This window comes from Aurantimonas manganoxydans SI85-9A1 (genome assembly GCF_000153465.1).
Taxonomy (GTDB): domain Bacteria; phylum Pseudomonadota; class Alphaproteobacteria; order Rhizobiales; family Rhizobiaceae; genus Aurantimonas; species Aurantimonas manganoxydans.
The window spans coordinates 3,725,986-3,742,416 of record NZ_CH672387.1 but is presented as its reverse complement, the minus strand read 5'-3'; the positions used below and the strand labels follow the sequence as shown (position 1 = coordinate 3,742,416).

The 16,431-nt window shown below is 66.5% G+C and carries 13 protein-coding genes and 1 pseudogene; 9 read left to right on the top strand and 5 right to left on the bottom strand.

Annotated elements, in window-relative coordinates; all coding sequences use genetic code 11:
- The first annotated feature begins 135 nt into the window (after nt 1-135).
- The 9 genes and pseudogenes from nusA (at nt 136) to SI859A1_RS17585 (ending at nt 12,025) form a co-directional block, all read left to right on the top strand.
- On the top strand, nt 136-1,749 hold the full coding sequence (nusA, locus tag SI859A1_RS17625) for a transcription termination factor NusA (RefSeq protein WP_009211035.1): 1,614 nt from the start codon (nt 136-138) through the stop codon (nt 1,747-1,749).
- 25 nt (nt 1,750-1,774) lie between these two features.
- A pseudogene (locus SI859A1_RS17620) lies at nt 1,775-2,407 on the top strand (RNA-binding protein); the annotation flags it as partial.
- A gap of 129 nt (nt 2,408-2,536) precedes the next feature.
- Nucleotides 2,537-5,629: a translation initiation factor IF-2 gene (infB, locus tag SI859A1_RS17615; RefSeq protein ID WP_040325974.1), complete on the top strand. Its 3,093-nt coding sequence runs from the start codon at nt 2,537-2,539 to the stop codon at nt 5,627-5,629.
- A gap of 132 nt (nt 5,630-5,761) precedes the next feature.
- Nucleotides 5,762-6,175 (top strand): 30S ribosome-binding factor RbfA, encoded by a 414-nt coding sequence (rbfA, locus tag SI859A1_RS17610; protein ID WP_009211032.1) that lies wholly within the window; start codon nt 5,762-5,764, stop codon nt 6,173-6,175.
- Complete coding sequence (gene truB / locus SI859A1_RS17605) at nt 6,175-7,161, top strand: tRNA pseudouridine(55) synthase TruB (protein WP_009211031.1); 987 nt, start codon at nt 6,175-6,177, stop codon at nt 7,159-7,161. The genes rbfA and truB overlap by 1 nt, the downstream gene beginning before the upstream one ends.
- 108 nt (nt 7,162-7,269) lie before the next feature.
- Nucleotides 7,270-8,367 (top strand): magnesium/cobalt transporter CorA, encoded by a 1,098-nt coding sequence (gene corA, locus SI859A1_RS17600; protein ID WP_009211030.1) that lies wholly within the window; start codon nt 7,270-7,272, stop codon nt 8,365-8,367.
- 2 nt (nt 8,368-8,369) lie between these two features.
- A complete protein-coding gene (locus tag SI859A1_RS17595; protein WP_009211029.1) occupies nt 8,370-9,299 on the top strand; it encodes an alpha/beta hydrolase in 930 nt (309 codons plus the stop codon).
- A 781-nt stretch (nt 9,300-10,080) separates the two neighbouring features.
- Complete coding sequence (locus tag SI859A1_RS17590; protein ID WP_009211028.1) at nt 10,081-11,097, top strand: thymidylate synthase; 1,017 nt, start codon at nt 10,081-10,083, stop codon at nt 11,095-11,097.
- A gap of 46 nt (nt 11,098-11,143) precedes the next feature.
- Nucleotides 11,144-12,025, top strand: coding sequence for an alpha-glutamyl/putrescinyl thymine pyrophosphorylase clade 3 protein (locus SI859A1_RS17585; RefSeq protein ID WP_244401062.1), 882 nt, complete (start codon nt 11,144-11,146; stop codon nt 12,023-12,025).
- Here the strand turns inward: SI859A1_RS17585 and SI859A1_RS17580 are convergent.
- The 5 genes from SI859A1_RS17580 to SI859A1_RS17565 all read right to left on the bottom strand — a co-directional run bounded on the left by SI859A1_RS17580 (nt 12,013) and on the right by SI859A1_RS17565 (nt 16,296).
- Entirely contained in the window at nt 12,013-13,005 is a 993-nt protein-coding gene (locus tag SI859A1_RS17580) for an ImmA/IrrE family metallo-endopeptidase (protein ID WP_244401060.1), read from the bottom strand. The two genes, SI859A1_RS17585 and SI859A1_RS17580, sit on opposite strands and share 13 nt — an antisense overlap.
- A gap of 116 nt (nt 13,006-13,121) precedes the next feature.
- Nucleotides 13,122-13,451, bottom strand: a complete 330-nt coding sequence (locus tag SI859A1_RS21530) for a hypothetical protein (RefSeq protein WP_060567651.1) — start codon at nt 13,449-13,451, stop codon at nt 13,122-13,124.
- Between the two features lie 58 nt (nt 13,452-13,509).
- Nucleotides 13,510-13,881 (bottom strand): hypothetical protein, encoded by a 372-nt coding sequence (locus SI859A1_RS17575; RefSeq protein WP_009211025.1) that lies wholly within the window; start codon nt 13,879-13,881, stop codon nt 13,510-13,512.
- Nucleotides 13,882-14,286: 405 nt separating this feature from the next.
- Nucleotides 14,287-15,177 carry a hypothetical protein gene (locus SI859A1_RS17570; protein WP_009211024.1) on the bottom strand — a complete coding sequence of 297 codons (891 nt, stop codon included), beginning with the start codon at nt 15,175-15,177 and terminating at the stop codon, nt 14,287-14,289.
- Entirely contained in the window at nt 15,178-16,296 is a 1,119-nt protein-coding gene (locus SI859A1_RS17565) for a GNAT family N-acetyltransferase (protein WP_009211023.1), read from the bottom strand.
- Nucleotides 16,297-16,431: the final 135 nt, after the last annotated feature.

The following is a 16,431-nucleotide window of genomic DNA, read 5'->3' as shown; positions in this document are numbered from 1 at the left end:
CGCTGCGGCGTGACCCGGTCGGTAGCCCGACCGGACGCCAGGCGCCACAAGCCACCTCAAGGGTGGACGGCCGGAAGCGATGATGGGACCGGCTGCGGCTGAGCGGCGGACGGTTCGAAGTCAGGAGAAGAGACAATGGCAGTCAGTGCGAACCGGCTGGAGCTTCTGCAGATTGCGGACGCTGTCGCGCGGGAAAAGTCGATCGATCGTGAGATCGTCATCGGGGCGATGGCCGACGCCATCCAGAAGGCGGCACGTTCGCGCTACGGCCAGGAAACCAACATCCGCGTCGACATCAACCAGAAGACCGGTGAGATGAAGCTGCAGCGGCTGCTCGAGGTCGTCGACGAAGTCGAGGATCCGAACACCCAGATCTATCTCGATCTCGCCCGGGACAAGAACCCCGACGCCGAGCCGGGCGACTTCATCGCCGAGCAGCTGCCGCCGATGGATTTCGGTCGCATCGCCGCCCAGTCCGCCAAGCAGGTCATCGTCCAGAAGGTGCGCGACGCCGAGCGCGACCGCCAGTATGACGAATACAAGGACCGCGTCGGCGAGATCGTCAACGGCACCGTCAAGCGGGTTGAATACGGCAACGTCATCGTCGATCTCGGCCGCGGCGAGGGCATCATCCGCCGCGACGAGCAGATTCCGCGGGAGCTGTTCCGCTATGGCGACCGCGTCCGCGCCTTCGTCTACGACGTGCGCCGCGAGCAGCGTGGTCCGCAGATCTTCCTGTCGCGCACCCATCCGCAGTTCATGGCGAAGCTCTTCACCATGGAAGTGCCGGAGATCTACGACGGCATCATCACCATCAAGGCCGTCGCCCGTGATCCGGGTTCGCGTGCCAAGATCGCGGTGACCTCGAGCGATTCCTCCGTCGATCCGGTCGGCGCCTGCGTCGGCATGCGCGGCTCGCGCGTGCAGGCCGTGGTCGGCGAGTTGCAGGGCGAAAAGATCGACATCATCCCCTGGTCGCCGGACGCCGCATCCTTCCTCGTCAACGCGCTGCAGCCGGCGGAAGTCGCCAAGGTGGTGCTCGACGAGGACGCCGAGCGTATTGAAGTCGTGGTGCCCGATGACCAATTGTCGTTGGCGATCGGTCGTCGTGGACAGAATGTCCGGCTGGCTTCGCAGCTCACCGGCTGGGACATCGACATCCTGACCGAGCAGGAAGAATCCGAGCGGCGCCAGAAGGAATTCGCCGAGCGTTCGGAGACCTTCATGAACGCCCTGAACGTCGACGAGATGGTCGGTCAGGTGCTGGCGTCGGAAGGCTTCGCGACCGTCGAGGAAATCGCCTATGTCGACCAGGACGAGGTCGCCGCGATCGAAGGCTTCGATGACGAGACGGCTTCCGAGATCCAGGAGCGCGCGCGTGAGTTCCTGGAGCGCCGCGAGGCGGAGTTCGATGCCAAGCGCGTCGAGTTGGGTGTCAGCGACGATCTGCGCCAGATCAACGGCGTGACCACGCCGATGCTGGTGGCGCTGGGCGAAGACGGCGTGAAGACGATGGAAGACTTCGCCGGCTGCGCCGCCGACGATCTGATCGGCTGGACCGAGCGCAAGGACGGCGAGACGACGCGTTTCCCGGGGGCACTGTCCGCCTTCGATGTGTCGCGGGCCGACGCCGACCAGATGGTGTTGCAGGCGCGTCTGATCGCCGGCTGGATCACCGAAGCCGATCTTGCCGGACCGGAAGAAGAAGAGGAGATGACCGAGGAGGCCGAGGAAGGCCAGGCGGTCTGAGTCGAAGGACGGGCCGGGAATCGGCATGACGGAGGACGCGGGCGACGAAGCGGAGGTTGAATTGAACGATCGTACGTGCATCGTTTCACGTCGGACGTGCGAACCTGCCGATCTCATCCGCTTCGTGCGTGGCCCCGACGGGGCCGTCGTGCCGGATCTGCGGCGTCGACTTCCTGGTCGGGGAGCCCATGTCTCTCTCGACCGGACGCTGGTTGACGAGGCGGTTCGCCGCAAGCTCTTCGCCCGGGCGTTCCGGGCGCAGGTCACCGGACCGGCCGATCTCGGCGATCAGGTGGATGGGCTCCTGGCCAAATCCGCACTCGGCGCCCTCGGGCTGGCTCGCAAGGCTGGACAGCTGGTAACCGGCGCGACCAAGGTGGACACGGCCATCCGGTCGGGACGCGCGCTCATGGTGATCCATGCCCGCGATGCGGCACCGGACGGAATACGCAAGCTGGACGCCGCCCGACGCGCGGTCGCGGCGACCGGCGGAACTGAGATTTCATCCCTGCGTCTGCTCGATGCGGACGAATTGGGTTTGGCCTTTGGCCAGGGGAATGTGATACATGCAGCGATCCTTGCCGGTGGCGCGGGCTCGGCTGCGGCGACGTGCCTTCGAGCACTCGCGACATATCGGGGCGAAGGCTCCGGATCGGTTTCAGGCGCGCCCGCAGGGTCCGCCGGCCACGTGACCGATACTGGGAACGACATGGGAGCGCCTTTACAGCGACGCTCCGGGCAAGATGAAGGGCGCGGGCTCGATCCCGCGCAGGAAGCGGAAGCGTAGATGAGCGATACCAAGTCCGGCGACGACAAGACGCTGAGCGTCAGCACGAAGAAGACCCTGACCCTGAAGCGGAGCGGCGTCGAGCAGTCGACGGTGCGCCAGAGTTTCTCGCATGGGCGCACCAACAACGTCGTTGTCGAGACCAAGAAGCGGCGCATCGCCAAGCCGGAGGAGCGCGAGGCATCGCCTGCGGTCGCCGCCGGCCTGAAGCCGCGTGCGCCGCAGCCGGCTGCACCCGCCAAGCCGGCCGAAACGCCGGCGGCCGCGACGTCGCCGCGCGTCGCACCAACAACGCCGCCGCCGACCCCGCCCCAGGCTGGCGGTCGCCCGCAGCAGATTCAGCTCGGTCCCAAGCCCGGCGAGGAGCCGGCTGCCAAGGCACCAGCACCGAGCGAGCCGGAAGCTCCGGTCGCGGCGAAGGCCGAAGCGGCCGCTCCGGCTGCGCCCGCGACGCCGGCCGCGGAAGCACCGGCACCGGAGGCCACTGCGGCCAAGCCGGATACGCCGAAAGCCGAGGCTGCGGCACCCGCTGCCGAGAAGCCGGCTGCCGCCAAGCCGGCCGCGCCGGTCGCCAGCGCGCCTGCCGCACCGACGGCAACGGCACGTCCGGCTGCTGGCCGTACGGGCGCCGCACCGCAGGGCCGTCCCGGCCAGGCTGGTGCTGGTGGTCGTCCGGCGCAGGGTGGCGGACGCCCGGGCGGTCGCGACGAGCGTCGTCCCGCGGCACCGGCCACGGGTCGCCAGCCCCGCGGCGCCGTTCTCAGCGATCTGTCGTCGCGTGAGATGGATGCCCGTCGCCGTGCGCTCGAACTCGCCAAGCAGCGCGAGGCCGAAGACCGTCGCCTGTTCCAGGAGCAGGAAGCCCGCCGCATTGCCGAAGACGAGCGCCGTCAGCGCGAGCGTGAGGAATCCGAGCGCCGTCAGGCCGAGGAGAATGTCCGGCTCGAGCTGGAGGCCGAGGCACGCCGCAAGGCCGAGGCCGATGCCGAACGTCGCGCTCCGCAGGGCAAGGTCGACGCCAACGCGCCGGCACCGAGCCCGGCTGACGCAGAGGCGGCGGAAGCTGCCGCTGCACGCGGTCGCGGCGATGCCCGTCGCCGCCCCGGCGAGGAAGACGATGCGCGGGCCCGCCCGGGTGTCCGTCGTCCGGTCAAGGGTGCCGAGGCGCCGAAGCCGGCCCGTCCGGATCGTGATGCAGGCCGCCGTCGCGGCAAGTTGACGCTCGACAAGGCGCTGACCGCCGATGATGGCGCACGGGGCCGGTCCCTGTCGTCGATCCGGCGCCGCCAGGAGAAGTTCAAACGCTCGCAGCAGAATACGCCGCGGGAGAAAATTGCACGCGAAGTGACCATTCCAGAGACGATCAGCATCCAGGAACTCGCCAACCGCATGTCGGAGCGTTCCGTCGACGTCATCAAGTTCCTCATGCAGCAGGGACAGATGATGAAGCCGGGCGACATCATCGAAGCGGATCTGGCCGAGCTCATCGCGTCGGAATTCGGACACACGGTTCGCCGTGTGGCGGAATCCGACGTGGAGGAAGGCATCTTCAACGTCGAGGACAATGTCGAGAAGCTGCAGTCGCGCCCTCCGGTCGTGACCATCATGGGCCATGTCGACCACGGCAAGACCTCGCTGCTCGACGCGATCCGCAAGACCTCCGTGGTGTCCGGCGAGTCCGGCGGCATCACCCAGCATATCGGCGCCTACCAGGTCGAGCAGGATGGTCAGAAGATCACCTTCATCGACACGCCGGGCCACGCCGCCTTTACCGCGATGCGCGCCCGTGGCGCCGAAGCGACCGACATTGCCGTTCTGGTGGTGGCGGCCGACGACAGCGTCATGCCGCAGACGATCGAATCCATCAATCACGCCAAGTCGGCGGGTGTCCCGATCATCGTGGCGATCAACAAGATCGACAAGCCGGGCGCCGATGCGTCGAAGGTCCGCACGGGCCTCCTGCAGCACGAGGTCTTCGTGGAATCCATGGGCGGTGAGGTCCTCGACGTCGAGGTCTCGGCCACCAAGGGCCTCAACCTCGACAAGCTGCTCGAGGCGATCCTCCTGCAGGCCGAACTGCTCGACCTGAAGGCCGACCCGGAGCGCACCGCCGAGGGCTCCGTCATCGAGGCGCAGCTCGACAAGGGCCGCGGTCCGGTGGCGACCGTTCTCGTCCAGACCGGCACGCTCAAAATCGGCGACATTGTCGTCGCCGGCGACGAATGGGGCCGCGTGCGCGCCCTGATCAACGACAAGGGCGAGCAGATCAAGGAAGCCGCGCCGTCGACACCTGTCGAGGTGCTGGGCATGCAAGGGACGCCGCTTGCCGGCGACCGCATGGCCGTCGTCGAGAACGAGGGCAAGGCCCGCGAGATCGCCGACTACCGCCAGCGCGTGGCCCGCGAGAAGCAGGTCGCCAAGAATGCCGGCCAGCGCGGTTCGCTCGAGCAGATGATGTCGCAGCTGCAGGATACGGGGCTCAAGGAGTTCCCGCTGCTGATCAAGGGCGACGTGCAGGGCTCGATCGAAGCCATTGTCGGTGCGCTCGACGCACTGGGCACCGACGAGGTTCGTGCCCGGATCGTCCATTCGGGCGCCGGTGCGATCACCGAGTCGGACGTGGCGCTCGCCGCCGCCTCCAATGCCGCGATCATCGGCTTCAATGTCCGCGCCAACAAGCAGGCCCGCGACGCCTCGGCCCGCGACGGGATCGAGATCCGCTACTACAACATCATCTACGACCTTGTGGATGACGTGAAGGATGCGATGTCCGGCCTGCTGTCGCCGGAGCGCCGCGAGACCTTCCTTGGCAATGCCGAGATCCGGGAGGTGTTCAACATCACCAAGATCGGCAAGGTCGCGGGTTGTCTCGTCACCGAGGGCGAAGTCGAGCGCGGTGCCGGCGTGCGCCTTATCCGCGACAACGTCGTCATCCACGAAGGCACGCTCAAGACGCTCAAGCGCTTCAAGGACGAAGTGCCGAAGGTCATCAGCGGCCAGGAGTGCGGCATGGCCTTCGAGCGCTACGAGGACATTCGCCAGGGCGACGTCATCGAGTGCTTCCGCGTCGAGCACGTGGCCCGCACGCTCTAGAGCGACGCGGAAACAACAGGGCTCAATCGGCGGGCGGGGAGCGATCCTCGCCCGCCGAGCCTTGCGCGTCACGCTGGCCGGAAACGGCGAGCACCCTTAGCCCATCCACCGATATGACGGGACGATTCGGATATGGCCCGAACCTCATCCTCCGGACCCTCGCAGCGCCAGTTGAGCGTCGGCGAGAAGGTCAGGCACGCCCTCACCGAGGTGATGCAGCGCGGCGAGATCAACGATCCGATGCTGGAGAAGGCGCTCGTCTTGGTGACCGAGGTACGCATGTCGTCGGATCTGAAGCTCGCGACGGCCTATGTGACGATCCTCGGCCAGACCGAGACCAAGCCGTTCGTCGATGCGCTCAACCGCAATGCCCGCTTCATCCGCGGTCGGCTGACACCAGCGTTGCGGCAGATGAAATACATGCCGGAGGTGCGGTTTCGCACCGACACCTCCTTCGACAATTTCGCGCGTATCGACGCGCTCCTCAAATCGCCGGAGGTCGCCCGCGACCTCGATGACGAGGACGACGACAAGGACAACGGCTGATGGCACGCCGTGGCAAGAAGCCCAAGGGCCGGCCGATCAATGGCTGGATCATCTTCGACAAGCCCAAGGGCATGGGCTCGACCGAGGCCGTGTCGAAGATGAAATGGATGTTCTTCGCCCAGAAGGCCGGCCATGCCGGCACGCTGGATCCGCTCGCCTCCGGCATGCTGCCGATCGCGCTGGGCGACGCGACCAAGACTGTTCCCTTCGTCATGGATGGCCGCAAGGTCTACCGCTTCAGCGTCCGCTGGGGCGCCGAGACGACGACCGACGACACCGAGGGGCCGGTGGTCAATTCCTCCGATGCACGCCCGTCGCGGGCCGACATCGAGGACCTGCTGGCCGACTATACCGGCGAGATCAGCCAGGTGCCGCCGAACTTCTCCGCCATCAAGATCGCCGGCGAGCGGGCCTATGACCTGGCGCGCGAGGGCGAGACCGTGGAGATCGCGGCGCGCACGGTCTCCGTTCATCGCCTCGACATCGTCGAGATGCCCGACGCCGAGACGACCGTCTTCGAGGCCGAATGCGGCAAGGGCACCTATGTGCGCGCCATCGCCCGCGACCTCGGCCGCGATCTCGGCTGCTACGGCCATGTGGCGGAGCTCCGCCGGGTCTCCGTCGGCGCCTTCGGCGAAGACGATCTGGTGCCGCTGAGCGAGCTGGAAGCAGCGGCCGAAGAGGGCATGGAAGAGCTCGACGCCGAGGCGATCGAATCGGGCGCTCGGCCGCGTGTCGTCGATTTCGAGCCGCTGGACGAATATCTCGTCAGCCCGGAATCGGCCCTGTCGGATCTCTACGAGGTGATGCTCAGCGACGAGCAGGCGAGCCGCGTCCTCTCCGGCAATCCGGTGCTGCTGCGCGGGCGCGACGCACCGGCCTTCTGCGACGAGGCCTATGCCACCGGCCATGGCCGGCTGATCGCGCTGGGCTCGGTCGAAGAGGGCTCCTTCCGCCCCAAGCGCGTGTTCGGCGGCAAGGGCTGAACCACCGCTGAGCGTCTGCCCGCCTGTCGATCCCGGCGGCGCGCCTTATCTCGCTGCCATGAGCCGTCCGGATAAACGTCCTGTCGGCAGCAGGGCAGCAGGGACGCGATGAGACTGGCGAGCATACCCGGAAAGAAGCGGCGGGCACGGCGCAAGGAGAAGGCGCGGCGTCTGGCCGTCGGGGCGCCGCCCGGAACCCTGGAGGCCGACCCGCAGGCTGCCCCCACCGTCATCAGCGTCGTCGCCGTCGGCGGCGGCGAGAGCCTGCGCCAGACCGGTGTGACCGTCGCGGCCGCCCTGGCGCTGCGCGAGGCGTGGCCGCTCGTCTGGATCGACTGTTCGGGCCTTGCCGACATCGAGGCGATCCGCGCCATCGGCGCGGCCTTCGGCCTGCATCCGCTGGCCCTCGAAGACGTCCTCGACACCGCCCAGCGGCCGAAATGCGAGGTGCAGGCGGATCACGCCTTCGTCGTCATGCGGATGCTCGACCGCGAGGGCGGCAGCGAACAGCTGTCGCTGTTCTTCGGCGAGGGCTTCGTCCTGACCTTCCAGGAGCGCCGCGGCGACAGTTTCGAGCCGGTGCGCCAGCGCATCGCCAAAGGCGCGCCGCGGCTCCTGGCCGGCCATGCCGACTATCTTGCCTATGCCCTGATCGACGCGGTGATCGACGCCTATTTCCCGGTGGTGGACGCACAGATCGCGCGGATCGAGCAGCTGGAGGACGACATCCTGGCCGGTGTCGACGGCGACCAGGTGCACGATCTGCACGGCCTGCGCCGCGAGCTCCTGGGCCTGAAACGCTGGCTGCGGCCGACCCGCGACGCGCTGGGCGTCATCCTGCGGCTCGACCGGCCGTGGCTGAGGGCCGAGACGCGGGTCTATTTCACCGACGTGCAGGACCATGCCGACCAGCTGATCGACACCAACGAGACCTATCGCGACACCGCCTCGGGGCTGATCGACCTGCACATGACCCTGTCGGCGGCCAAGACCAGCGAGGTGATCAATTTGCTGACCATCATCTCGACCATCTTCATTCCGCTCGGCTTTCTCGCCGGTCTCTGGGGCATGAATTTCAACCCGGAGATCTCCGAGTGGAACATGCCGCTGACCCAGCACCCCTATGGCTATCCGATCGCGCTGGCCTTCATGGTGGCGCTGGCGCTGGGCCTGCTGGTCTATTTCCGCAAACGGCGCTGGATCTGATCATGCTCGACCCGCAAGCCAAGGCCGTCCTCGACGATCTGGCCCGCAAGGCCGCCGTGCAGGTGGCGCCGCGCGATGCCGCCCAGAAACTCGCCCAGGCCCGCGCCATGACCGGCGCCATGGCCGATTATTCCGGGCAGGCGCCCGACGGCGTCAGCGCCCGCGACATCGAGGTGGCGGGCCCGGCCGGGCCGATCCGCGTGCGCCTGACCCGGCCAGACGGCGCAGCATTGCCGCCGCTCCTGGTCTGGTATCACGGCGGCGGCGCCATGGCCGGCTCGCTGGAGGGCCACGACGTCCCGCTGCGCCAGCTGACCGAAGCGACCGGCTGGGCGATCGCCTCGGTCGACTACCGGCTGGCCCCCGAACATCCCCATCCCGCACCCCAGGACGATTGCCTCGCCGCCACGCGCGCCCTGCGCGATGCCGCCGAAACGCTCGGCTGCGATCCGGCGCGCCTCGCCATCGGCGGCGATTCCATCGGCGGGCTGTTTGCCGCCGACGTGGCGCTGGCGCTGCGCGAGGCGGGCGAGCGGCTACCCGAGGCGATGGTGCTGGTCTATCCCAACACCGATCTGCGGCCGGACCGCCCCTGGCCGTCGCTTGGCACCGAGAGCGGCCATGTGATGACGCAGGAGTCGCTTGCCTATGAGAACGACCTCTTCGTGCCGGATGTCGCCGAGCGCCACACGCCGCGCGCCTCGCCCTTTCTGGCGCCGGACCTCACCGGCCTGCCGCTGGCGCTGATGATCACCTGCGAGCACGACCCGCTGCGCGACGAGGGCGAGGGCTTTGCCGCGCGCCTCGGCGAAGCCGGCGTTCAGGTCACCGCCCATCGCGAGGCGGGCATGATCCACGCAGTCCTGCAGATGGATGGCTGGATCGCCCGCGCCGCCGATCTGCGCGCCCGCATCGCGGATTTCCTCGGCTAGGCGCGCGGCCGCGCCCGGCGGCGCGATGCGCCCCGGCTGTGGCCAGTCCCGCGCCGGGCTTCTCCCGGCGGATCTCGTCCGGCTGCCGACGGGCAGCGGAGCGCCGGAGGCGAACCTTCCGACTGTTTGTGTATCGGCTCGCCTCCGGCGCTCCGCACGGCGTCTTGGCGAATGCGTTTCACCCTCCCGTTTGCCGGCGCCGCATTGGCGCGGTGCTGGCATCGGGGTGGGTGGCTGCCGGCTCGGTGCGGGTTGCCCCGCATGCGGACCGTTCCGCGCCGCCTCCTAGTGGGCAGGGTCCGGCGGGGCCACGCATCCGTCCGGGCCGCCCGACCCTCCGGAAGGGCCAGGCGTCGCGGACGCCGCCCGCCTCCCCGAACGATCCCGGCGATCGTCCGTCCCGTCGGGGACGCGGTGAGGGCAGTGTGCAGGCGCTGGCGCGGGGTGGGGATAAGGTTTTTGTGGCGAGCTGGTGTGGGCCGTTGAGAAAATAACTGCTTCCAAGGTGCTCGACGTGGGAAGCAGACGTTCGTCCAGCCGACAATACCGTGATGACGCGGATCCAGACATTATGGTGGCCTGCCAAGTTTCCGAAACAAAACGGCCGTTCATTACCGCTGAAGCCGGCAGCTACGCCCGCGCTCGAGAGAGTTAATAGAATTGTCGCCTTCCACAAGAAAGTATTCCGAACCTCGGCATGCGTCATTGACGCAGCTGCCAATTCCGTCGATCTCTCTTCATGGTCGGTAGAGCGGGGAGGCCGCGGAAGCGGTGCTGGCTATTGGAGATTGAGCGCGAGAGTCTCGATGCGGTGTTGCATCAGCTCTATCAGGACATCGACAAGCACGGGCGGCAGCACGGTGGCGGAACCCGTGGGAACAAGCTCGGCGGCACGGTCGAGCTGCTCGGCGTCGCGCTGCGGATCACAAATCCACGAGCGAGAATCAGCCGATCCGAAAACCGAGGGAAGCCGTTCAGCGCATTGGGGGAACTGCTGTGGTATCTATCGGGCTCCAACAAGCTGACCTTCATTAAGCCCTACGTTTCCGAATACGAGAACGATGCGGTCGATGGCGTGCTCGAGGGGGCTTACGGCCCCCGATTCCTCGCGATGCGGGGCGAAATCGACCAGTTCGACAGCATCGAGCGGCTTCTGCGCCGGAAGCCCGGATCGAGACGCGCGGTCGTCCAACTCTTCAATGCCGAGGACATCGCGACCGATCACAAGGAGATCCCATGCACGACGACGCTGCAGTTCCACCTGCGCGAGGGCCGACTGCACCTGTCCGTAACACTGAGATCGAATGACGCGTACTGGGGGCTGCCTCATGACGTGTTCTGCTTCACCATGATCCAGGAGATGATGGCGCGGCGGCTCGAAGCCGAACTCGGCGAATACTATCAATACGTTGGCAGCATGCACGTCTATGACAAGTATCTTCCAGACATGCGCGCCTATCTGGACGAGGGCTTCCAGCAGGTTTACGCCATGCCCCCGATGCCTACCGGCAACCCCTTCGACTTGATTCCTAAGCTGCTGGAAGTCGAGGGGCGGCTGCGCGACGGGCAACGGATAGAACCCGCCAGCGAGATGTCCGACCCCTATTGGTCCGACGTCGTCCGCCTGCTGCAGGTCTTCTGGTCGCGGCGCCAATCCAGAAGCAGGGAAGAGCACGTACGTCGGCTCGACGAGATTCGCGGCGAACTGGCGTCGGCATCTTACAAGCCGTATGTGGATGCGAGAAAGGATCTTACGATCCGCGCCGCAGCCAAGAAGGCCGACGGCGATCCAGTTTAAGGAACTGCGGGCGATGTGGCCAAGTAGAGATTCGGAGCGCAACCGTTTGGAAACGGAGCTGACGGCCGCGAAGCCCTTACTTGCGCTGGCAGGTCTCGCGAATCAAGCGACGATCGAAACCCTCGCGCTGCAATTCGTTGCCAGCCAGCGTCGGGAAGATTACTACAAGCACGTCCAAGCAAAGCCGGTTTCGGCCGCACGAGCCGCTCCGAACAGCCCGGCATTCGACGCGGAACGCGCCGTAGCCCATCACATGCAGCAAGGTGACATCGACGAAGCTGGCTGGCTGATATTCCTAATGACCCACTTCGCGCGCCCGGTCGGATCCAACTGGCTGCGCCTTCAGGATGTCTACGGCAGACTGGGAAACGGCAGATGGGACTGGGCCACAGTCACCGCCAACCCCGCGGCGTTCTACAATTGGCTGGACGCCAACTGGCAACAGATACGGGGCAAGTTCGGCAACCATCGCAAATACACGAGCCTGCGACCGAACGCCCCGATCCCAATGCGCAAAACGGTTGCCGACTATCTAGCGTGGATCGGTCCGGCCGGACACACCGCGTTCTTCGCGAATGTCGTTCGCGCCGCCGGCAACGACCCGCACGTCATATTCGACCATCTATATAACCAGATGAGGATCGGTACCTTCGCGCGGCTCGGCAAGTTCGACTATCTGTCGCTCATTGGGCGCTACGGCGTGGCGCCGATCGAAGCGGGGTCCGCCTACCTGAAGGGTGCCACGGGACCAGAGGCCGGGGCGAGGCTGCTAGTGGACGGATCCCGCAAGTCCGCGACGCCGCTCAGTTCGATTCAGGGCAAGCTCGACGCCCTCGACCTGCGTCTCAAGGTCGGCATGGTGATAATGGAGGACGCGCTGTGCAACTGGCAGAAGAGCCCGGACAATTTCGTTCACTATCTCGGCTGATCGAAAAGCGCCGCGAGGTCGTCCCAGCGCCAGTGGCGCTTGAGAAAATTCATCTGATTGGGCCGGATCATCCGCCGGTGCTGCATCTGCCCGACGGTTAGCCCAGGAGCGACGCCCGTCGACACGCTGAACCGAACGACCGCATCCTTCGCCGCGTATAACTTTTCGAACTCGTCCTCGCGACGTTCGGGTATGATGCAGCGCGACGCAAAGTCGTTGGCTTCGCGTTCGGTGTCGTCCTGCGCTTCGGCGTCGACGTCGCTGTCGACGAACGTCTGCGCGCGATGGAGGACGACGTGGCCAAGTTCGTGGAACACTGTGAACCAGAAGCGGTCGTCCGACAGACCGCGGAAGCTCAGCAGGATCATCGCCTTGTCTGAGGCGACCATCCGACTCGCGCCTGACGCGCGGCAGCCCTGTGGCGCACGCTGCAGCACGACGGCGACGCCGACCTCAGCGCAGAGCGACTTGAGCTTCGGCAGGAAGAGCTCAGGTCGACGGACGAGCGACAGCTTCCTGATCGCGTCCATCCGGTCCAGCAGATTGTCAACGTGGAGTGGACGGGTCGGAACCATGTCCGCGCCCAGTTCCCCCTCGCGCAGCCACATCAGCACCGCGTGGTCGTCCGAGCTGAATGCCTGAGACGTACGAAACAGGGTTTCCGATCGGATGCGGCCGTAGCGCGTCTCCCACGCCGCGATAGTGCCGACGTTGAAGAACGCCAGGCGGCGGCGCACCTCGGATCTGCGGGTGTCCTCCGACATCCGCCCCCGCGGCTTCGTTCCGGGCACGGGGATCAGAAGCCAGTCGTCGGCCTCAGTCGCGAACGCGCGGTCGACCGCTCGCTCTAGCGCGCCGTCGTAATTCTCCTGCCGCTTGAGCCAGAACGCCGCAGTGCCGCCCAGCGATTCGGCGAGCACGCTGGCATCGTCAGCCTGAATCGGATGCGATCCGTCGAGCAGCCCGCGGAGCGCGGCCATTCCACCCGGAAGCCGAACGGCGACGTCTTCTGGACCGACCCCGCGACGCTGCATGAGGGCTCGCATCGAATCGCCGGGCTTCGAAAACCAGTCAGGCGTGAACTCGTGCGCTTCCCTCAAGGCACCCTCGACACTTCCACCAACTTCAACCTCGTCACGCTGTCCCACCGAATCCGGCCATCGTCTGACCTCTTGAAGCGTGTTCCGACCACGACAAAGGCTGCGCGATAGTCTGCACTGAGGTCGACGCGAAGGGAATCGTCCTCTAGCACAAAAATCTCGCCATCATGCAGGTCGATTAGCTGCTCCGCGTTCTCTAGCGCGTGCGCTTCGGAGATGAGCGTAACGAGCGCCTGTGCCTCCACGCGACCGTATTGACGCTCCGCTCGATCAAGGTCGGTGCAGATGTCGTGAAGCAGTGGATCGTGAAACGAAACCGTGATCAAGCAGCGCACGCTCCGTTCGCCCTTGCGCCGCCGATGGGCATGGCTGTGCTGGCGCTTCTCACTGCGGCAACGGCGACCCGTGTGGCTTGGCCCGCTGTTTAGCGCGGATCATCTCGATGCGATCCCAGTTGCGCTCAAGCTCCCGCTCGCCGGCATCATCCATGTTGATCCCCGACGCGCTGCACAACCCCGCCAATGTTACCATTACGCCGCCGACTTCCTGATCGGGCCGCCCGACAGGTCTGCCGAAAACGTATTCGACCAGCGCCAGCGCGTCGTCCCGCGAGCATTCATTGGCCTGCGCGAGTTCAAGCGCCTCTTCCAGGAAGCGATGGGTTCTCTCCGGCCGATCGGAACGGACCGACGGCGGAAAGCATTGGTCAAGCCACCGCTCTACTCGCTGCTGATAGGAACTCAACTCCGACGACATTCCCGCGATCCCTCTTGCGAGACCGACGACTGGTCTCTCATCTTATTGTTACTGCGGGCCTCGACTATGTCAAAGACGGGTGGTTTGATTAGGCCGATCAGGTGGAAGAAATCTCCCTTTTGAACATCATAGCTCGATGCCGTGGGGTGCCCTTCCTCCCCGAAAGCCGTCTAGCCGCTTTCCACCCAGTCGTGTTGACCAACGCTGCGTGAAGGAACGTCGGCTTTCAGGGTCGTGTTCGAACGAACTGTACGGCTGAGATGCGCGCAAAGTGGCCCGCAACTTCCGTCCGCATCCAGCTTCAACCTCCTTTGGAGGGCGGTGCATGCCCCTGCCGTTCACCTCGCTGGACCGCGTCGCGGCGGGGCATCGGACCCTCTCCATATGCAAGGAGACAGACTCCCCCTACCACAGCTCCGCCAGGGCCGCGCCGGCGAGGGCGGAGAGGATGAGGGCGGAGGAGGTCTTGAGGGGCAGGGGCTTGCGGGGCGCGGTTTCGCCGCTGAAGAAGTTGAGCGGCATCAGGCGGTTCTGGTTGCCGCCGGCCTCGCCGCGGGGCGCCTCGATGTAGCATTCGTCGTCGAACCAGGCCCAGTCGTCGGTCCAGGTCCAGCAATCATGCGCGCGGTAGACGTCGGCGATCGCCTCGGCCAGCGCCTTGTCGGTCGGCAGCCGCACATAGGGCGCGGGGTCTGAGCGCAGATAGCGCATGGCCAGCGGCAGCGAGCGCTCGGTGCAGTAGTTCGACATCCACAGGGTGAAGCCGATCCTGCGGCGCAGATGGTCGAGGGCGCGGAAGATTTGGACATGGTCCTCATGGCCGTATTCGCCCCAGGGATTGTGGGTGAAGACGTTCATGTCGGGGGTCAGCATCGGCGCCAGCGCGTCGCAGATGCGGGTGAAATTGTCCCGGTAGGTCTGGGCGACCCGCTCGGGCGAGGTGACCGGCGACAGCGGCGAGACCTTGCCGAGGGCCCGCTTGGCCAGGCGCGTGACCTCGCGGCGGGTCTCCTCGGGCCCGAGCCGCATGCCGTAATCGGTCAGCACCGGGTTCTGCCAGTCGGCGCAGCCATAGGTGCCGGGCTCGGCGACGTTGAGGCAGGTGACGTCGCGCAGGGGCAGCGCCGCCATGGCCGCCGCCCGCGCCGGGCCGAGCCGGGGCGCGGCCCAGAAGTCGCGAAACACGATGACGACCTTGTCGACCTTGCCGACGATGGCGTTGAACCACAGCATCTCGTCGTCGGGATGCGCGCCGATGATCATGGAATTGGTCAGGAAGTCGGGCCTGGCAGGCATCTATGTCTCGCTGGTCTTCGTCGATACTGTGCGGTGCAGCATGTCGCCGCGCATGTGGCGAAGCTTTTCACGTATCGCGAAGACTATCCGGGCGGCCCGTCCCAGTACAGTGGGGGTGCCGGTGAGGATGAACATGGGTGTCGGCGCGGTGCCGAAATCGGCCTTGAAGTCTTCGTCGCCTATGGTGAAGTCGAAGATGCGGCCGCCGCGCGCCAGCCAGTCCTCCATCATCAGGTCGTAGAGGACGAGGCCGGGGGAATGGCGGCCGAAATTGTCGTAGTCGGCGCCGATCAGGAGGTAGAGCAGCCGCTCGCCCGTCGTGAGGGCGAAGACATAGGCGATGGGCGTGTCGCCCTCCGACAGGCGGTAGAGGGCGCAGAAGCCGGCGCCGCTGCCGCGCTCGGCGATGGCGGCGTAGAACCGGGCGACGTCCGGCGTCTGGATCGGGTCGCCGGCGAAGCGGCCGCTGCGCAAATCGCGCAGCCGGTGGACGGCGTCGGCGGCCGCGGGTCCCTCCAGGCGGTCAAGGCGCACCGCCGGGTTCTTCAGGAGGCGTTTCTTGCGGCGGTCGAGATATTTCTGGAAGCTGCGCGAGAAGGCCGTGCGGCGCCAGTCGGCATAGGGCGCCGTCAGGGTGGCGGCATGGGCGCTGAAATCGGCGGGCTGCGGTTCGGCGGCCAGGAAGATCCGCCAGTCGGCGACGGCTTCGGGCCGGACCGGGCGCAGGCGCAGCATGTCGTGGGCCGGCAGGACGGCGCGGATGCGGGCGGCGAGCGTCGTGTCGGCGGCGAGGGCCGGGCGGATGGCCGGGTCGATCACCGGCGCGGCGTAGTCGCTGACGCCGAGATCGGTGGCTTCGAGGAGCCGGATGCCCTGGACGCGGCGCAGGATCAGCGGCAGGACGAAGGCGAGGCGGCCGTTTGGCTGGCGGCCGGTGACGATGACGGGCGCCGCGCCCCGCGCCGGCGCCAGCATCGCGTAGAATGTGTCGAGCCAGAGCGGATGGGCGAAGGCCCCGGTGGCCGCGGCTTCGAAGAGACGGGCATAGTCCGGGCCAGAAAAGTCGAAGCTTTTCTCGCAGGCGATACGCAGGTCGTGATCGTCTGATGCTGCTGGCATGGGATCAGGGTCGCCCGTTTCTGTGCAGCATTGTTACCGGTCACCCTGTTTATTTTCGGTTGACGCGATCGTGATGGCGGAATGCTTGCTTAGCCGGCAATGTATATGCGGGCGGACCGGCGCCGGCGGCGGCGC